At 66.6% G+C, this 5,557-nt stretch carries 4 protein-coding genes; 3 read left to right on the top strand and 1 reads right to left on the bottom strand.

The window, feature by feature from the left end; translation table 11 throughout:
- Nucleotides 1-406: 406 nt before the first annotated feature.
- A complete protein-coding gene (locus ACWDU1_RS28730; RefSeq protein ID WP_450003228.1) occupies nt 407-1,378 on the top strand; it encodes a carbohydrate kinase family protein in 972 nt (323 codons plus the stop codon).
- 84 nt (nt 1,379-1,462) lie between these two features.
- On the opposite strand, the gene asnB is transcribed toward ACWDU1_RS28730, so the two are convergent.
- The gene (asnB, locus tag ACWDU1_RS28725; RefSeq protein WP_450003227.1) at nt 1,463-3,406 is read right to left on the bottom strand and encodes an asparagine synthase (glutamine-hydrolyzing); all 1,944 of its coding nucleotides are present in this window, start codon (nt 3,404-3,406) and stop codon (nt 1,463-1,465) included.
- Nucleotides 3,407-3,721: 315 nt separating this feature from the next.
- On the opposite strand from asnB, the gene ctaC reads away from it, so the two are divergent.
- Both ctaC and ACWDU1_RS28715 read left to right on the top strand, forming a co-directional pair.
- Nucleotides 3,722-4,837, top strand: coding sequence for an aa3-type cytochrome oxidase subunit II (ctaC, locus tag ACWDU1_RS28720; protein ID WP_450003225.1), 1,116 nt, complete (start codon nt 3,722-3,724; stop codon nt 4,835-4,837).
- Nucleotides 4,838-4,851: 14 nt separating this feature from the next.
- Nucleotides 4,852-5,268 carry a cytochrome c oxidase subunit 4 gene (locus ACWDU1_RS28715; RefSeq protein ID WP_450003224.1) on the top strand — a complete coding sequence of 139 codons (417 nt, stop codon included), beginning with the start codon at nt 4,852-4,854 and terminating at the stop codon, nt 5,266-5,268.
- The last annotated feature ends 289 nt before the right edge of the window (nt 5,269-5,557 follow it).

The following is a 5,557-nucleotide window of genomic DNA, read 5'->3' as shown; positions in this document are numbered from 1 at the left end:
CTTGCGGCTGCGCCGCCTCGCTTCGAGGCCGGACGGCCGGGACGGGCCGAAACCTTTCAGGGCCTCGTAAAACTCGGCGCCGCACGGCTGGGCACTTTCACGCCGGGCGGGAACGTCCGGGCGCGGTGGTGTATGTCTCCGCGTTCCACGCTGGGTATGGCGCGGAACGACACGGTCGGGTATCGGTCGTAGGCTCGGCCGGCCCGGTTGCCGGCCTCGTGACCGGATGTAGCTGGGGCGTTACCACATCCGGTCGGAGCTGTTACGTCACGTAGATGGGCATTTACGCGTCGTGGGCAGACAATTACGACACGTAGTCGTAGCCTTGCCGAATTGATACGGTGAGTCGGGGGCGCAAGGCCCCGTTCACTTCTTGTTCGCGCTGATTCCGAAGGGGCCCACTTACGTGTCCATTGCTGTATCCGCGTCCATCGCGACGGACCACCTCATGCGCTTCCCCGGCCGTTTCGCCGACGCGCTGCTGCCCGATCAGCTCGAGCATGTCTCGCTGAGCTTCCTCGTCGACGATCTGGTGATCCGGCGGGGCGGCGTGGCGGGCAATATCGCCTACGCCATGGGTCTTCTCAACCGGTCGCCGCTGCTCATCGGTGCCGTCGGCCGCGATTTCGACGAGTACCGGAACTGGCTGGAGTCCCACGGCGTGGACTGCTCCGCGGTCCGGGTATCGGAGACCGCCCACACCGCGCGGTTCGTCTGTACCACCGATGAGGACATGGCCCAGCTGGCCTCGTTCTATCCCGGCGCCATGAGCGAGGCGGGCGATATCTCGCTCACCGCGCTGTCGGAGGAGCGGACCCTGGATCTGGTACTGGTCGGCGCCAACGATCCCGAGGCCATGCTGCGGCACACCGCCGAATGCCGGGAACTGGGCGTACCGTTCGCGGCCGACCCGTCCCAGCAGCTCGCGCGCCTGGACGGCGACCAGGCGGTCCAGCTCATCGAGGGGTCCACCTACCTGTTCACCAACGAGTACGAATGGGGTCTGCTGAAGCAGAAGACCGGCCTGACCGAGGAGGAGATCGCCTCGCGCGTCGGTGTGCGGGTCACCACCCTGGGCAAGGACGGCGTGCTGGTGGTCGGCACCGACGGCACCGAGGTGCGCGTCGAGGCCGTACCGGAGAACGCCAAGGTCGACCCGACCGGCGTGGGCGACGCCTTCCGGGCCGGATTCCTCACCGCGCATACGGCGGGGCTGAGCCTGGAGCGGTCGGCCCAGCTGGGCTCACTGATCGCGGTGCTGGTCCTGGAGACGGTGGGCACCCAGGAATGGACGCTGGACGCCGACGCCGCGCTCAAACGGCTCGGCGAGGCCTACGGCGCCGACGCCGCGGCCGAGATCGAACCGCTGCTGCGCTGAACTCCGTCGCGCCGGTCGGCGCGGCACAGCAAGGCCAAGGGCCCCGCACACCGCGTGTGCGGGGCCCTTCGTCGTCTACCGGACCTACACCTGGACCGGATACGTGGGTTCGGCGATCTCGGGCTTGATGCGGTCCTCCACGAAGATGCCGTGCCAGATCATGAACACCAGCAGCGTCCACAGCCGACGGCTGTGATCGGATTCCCCGGCCCGGTGCGCGTCCAGCATGGCGGCCACCGCCGCCTTATCCAGCAGATGGTCGGTCTGCGATTCGGCGATCTGCTGCCGGGCCCAGTCGTAGAGCTCGGTCCCGCGCAGCCAGTGCCGCAGCGGCACCGGGAAACCGAGCTTCGCCCGGTGCAGCACATGGCCCGGCACGATGCCCTCGAGCGCCTGGCGCAGCGCGTACTTCGTGGTCTCCTTGGTGATCTTCTGTTCGAGCGGGATCTGCTCGGCGACCCGGAAGACCTCGTTGTCCAGGAACGGCACCCGCAGTTCCAGCGAATTGGCCATGGTCATCTTGTCGGCCTTCACCAGGATGTCACCGCGCAACCAGGTGAACAGGTCCAGATGCTGCATCCGGGCCACCGGATCCCAGCCGGCCGACCGTCCGTAGATCGGGGCCGTCACGTCCTGATGAGTCCACTCCGGCCGGAACTCCCGCAGCACCGACCGCAGCTGGGCGTCGTTGAAACTGCGGGCGTTGCCGTAATAGCGCTGCTCCAGCGACAGCGAACCCCGGTGCAGCAGGCTCTTGCCGCGGGTGCCGTCCGGGATCAGGTCCGATACCTTGCCGGCCAGCCGGCGAACCCCCGCGGGCAGCCGTTCGAACGGCGCCAGCGACAGCGGCTCCCGGTAGATCGTGTACCCGCCGAACAGTTCATCGGCACCCTCCCCGGACAGCACGACCTTCACGTGCTTGCGGGCCTCCTTGGCCACGAAATACAGCGGGACCAGCGCCGGGTCGGCCACCGGGTCGTCGAGGTACCAGACGATCTCCGGGATGGCCGCCGCGAACTCGGCAGGGGAGACGACCTTGACGATATGGCGCGCGCCGATCGCCGCCGCGCTCTCCGCCGCCACATCGACCTCGGAGTAGCCCTCCCGCTCGAAACCGGTGGTGAAGGTGATCAGGTTCGGATTGTGCCGCATCGCCAGCGCCGCGATAGCGGTCGAATCGATACCGCCGGACAGGAACGACCCGACCGTCACATCGGCCCGCATATGTTTGGCGACCGAATCCTCGAGCGCCGCGGCGATCTCCGCGTACCGGGTCCGCGCGCTACCCGGGGCGAACGGCCGCACCCCGAACTTCGGTTCGAAATACCGGGTGACCTCCGGGGCCGCGCCCGAACGCAGCACCGCGTAGCTACCCGACTCCAGCCGCCGGATACCGGAGTGCAGGGTCTCCGGCTCGGGCACGTACTGCAGCACCGTGTAGTGCTCGAGCGCGCGGTGGTCGAGAGATTCGTCCAGACCCAGATCGGGCAGCAGCTCCAGAAGGCTCTTCTTCTCGCTGCCGAACGCCGTACCCCCGGGCCCGGTCGCCAGGAACAGCGGTTTGATCCCGAACGGGTCGCGTGCCAGGAACAACTCACCGGTCCGGGTATCCCAGATCGCGAACGCGAACATCCCGCGCAGCTTGCGCACGGCTTCCGGCCCCCAGTAGTGGAAGGCCGCGACGATCGCCTCGCCGTCACCCTCGGTGGCGAACATCGGGGTGTCACCGAACTCCGCCGCATGCGCGTCCGCCAGTTCGGCGCGCAGCTCGAGATAGTTGTAGATCTCGCCGTTGAACGTCAGCGCGTAACGCTGCGGATCATCGGCCGGTCCCCAGCGCAGCGGCTGGTGCGAATGTTCGATATCGATGATCGACAGCCGGTTGAACCCGAAGATCAACCGGTCGTCGTGCCAGGTGCCGCGCTCGTCCGGGCCACGGTGCCGGACACAGTGCAGGGCGTCGTACACCCGTTCGACCGTTTCCGGTGCTGCCGTATCGGACGTCAGAAATCCGAGCAGTCCACACACTGCGGCGCCAACCTCGTTTCCTATGGTCGCAGGACCCGCGCCGGGGCACCGGGCGCGGCGGGCGAAATCTAGTGTCCGAGTATGCCGCACGCCCGGTTCCGTCGTGCGATACACCTCCGTACCGCCCGGTGGCCGCCGGACGGAGTGTCGAACCCGACCCGACGGCGTACCGGGCGCGTGTTTGGTCTACGCTGCGTAGTACTCGGACAGTTCCGGGTGGTGCCGCGTGGTGCGCGGAACCGCCCCCGGGCCGGGACGAGCTGTTTTTCTGTATCACCGGAGGCGGATCCCCGCCCCCGCGGATGCGATGTCGGAATGTGTGGCGACCAGGAAGGCGTGAGCGTGGCGCACAAGGCGAGCGACGAGATCGGGGCACGGCCTGCCCGGCGGCGGGGTCGTGTCCTGCGGCGGGCCGGACTGGTGATATCCCTCGGGATCACCGCCGTGCTCGTATCCGGCTGCTCGATCGACAACGTGTGGTTGCGGTTCGGCTGGCCCTCGGGTGTCACCCCGCAGGCCCACCGGATGCGGGAACTGTGGACCTGGTCGGTCGTCGCCGCCCTCATCATGGGTGTGCTGGTCTGGGGCCTGACCTTCTGGACCATCATCTTCCACCGCAAGAAGAAGGACTCCCCGGAGTTCCCGCGGCAGACCGGCTACAACGTGCCGCTCGAGCTCACCTACACCGCGATCCCCTTCGTCATCATCGCGGTCCTCTTCTACTTCACCGTGGTCGTGCAGAACTACGTGCACGAGAAGGTCGACAACCCCGATGTGGTGGTCGACGTGACCGCCTTCCAGTGGAACTGGAAATTCGGTTACCGCAACGTCGACCTGAAGAACGGGTTCACCTACAACGGTGTCGACACCGTGCGGGAAGACGCCAACCAGGAGCAGCTGCAGGAATACGCCGAGCGCGTCAACGAGGACGGCCACGAACAGCCCGGTCCCGTGCACGGCCGCCCCGAGAACGACATCCTCTCGTTCCTGCACTACAACAAGATCGAGACCATCGGTTCGAGCACCGAGGTGCCCGTCCTGGTCCTGCCCACCGGCAAGGTGATCGAGTTCCAGCTCGCCGCGGCCGACGTCATCCACGCCTTCTGGGTGCCGGAGTTCCTCTTCAAGCGCGACGTCATGCCCAACCCGAAGGAGAACAACTCCGACAACGTCTTCCAGATCAGCGAGATCGACCGGGAAGGCGCCTTCGTGGGCCGCTGCGCGGAAATGTGCGGCACGTTCCACTCGATGATGAACTTCGAGGTCCGGGCGGTCTCGCCGGACAAATTCCAGCGCTACATCCAGGCGCGTGAATCCGGTATGACCAACGCCGCTGCGCTCGAGTCCATCGGGGAATCCCCGGTGGCCACGTCGACGCAACCGTTCGACACCGATCGCACGCTCAAATCCGATGCCACCTCGAGCAAGTGAGGAACTGATCTGAGATGAGGATCGAAGCACGGCTGTTCGAACTGCTGACGGTGTTCTTCATCATCGTGGGCGTCATCTACGGCTTCTTCACCGCCCAGTCGCGGACCGGTATCGAATGGGCCGGCACCACCGCGATCGTCCTCACCGCAGGACTGTCGCTGATCATCGGCACCTACTTCCGCTTCGTGGCCCGCCGGCTCGACCTGCGCCCCGAGGACTACGAAGACGCCGAGATCGTGGACGGAGCCGGCGACCTGGGCTTCTTCTCGCCCGGAAGCTTCTGGCCCATCCTCCTGGCCGGCGCCGCCTCGGTCACCGCCCTCGGCTTCGCCTTCTTCGAACCGTGGCTGCTGGCGCTGGGGGTCATCCTGGTACTCACCGCCGCCGGCGGGCTGGTCTTCGAGTACTACCTGGGGCCCGAAAAGCACTGAGATATCGGGGTGAGCCCACTACCGCCGGCGAGGTGGTGGTGGGCTCACTTCTTTTCGGGTGAGTCGGGTGGCGCTTCGGATCGGGTTTGGAGTGCCCCCTTCGCGAAGGGTGGGTTCGGAAGTAACCCCTTCGCGAAGTGTGAGCCCCGGGGTGACCCCTCCGCGGAGGTGAGTTGGGATGTGCCCCTTCGCGAAGGGGCGGGCTGTAATTTTGGAGCGGCTCCGCCGCTCGAGGGTGGGGCCCTATTAACCCGGTTCTTCACTACAGATAGGAACAGCACACAACTGA

The organism is Nocardia sp. NPDC003345, assembly GCF_053589395.1.
Note: the sequence above shows the minus strand (reverse complement) of the source record. Positions and strands in the feature narration are given on the sequence as shown.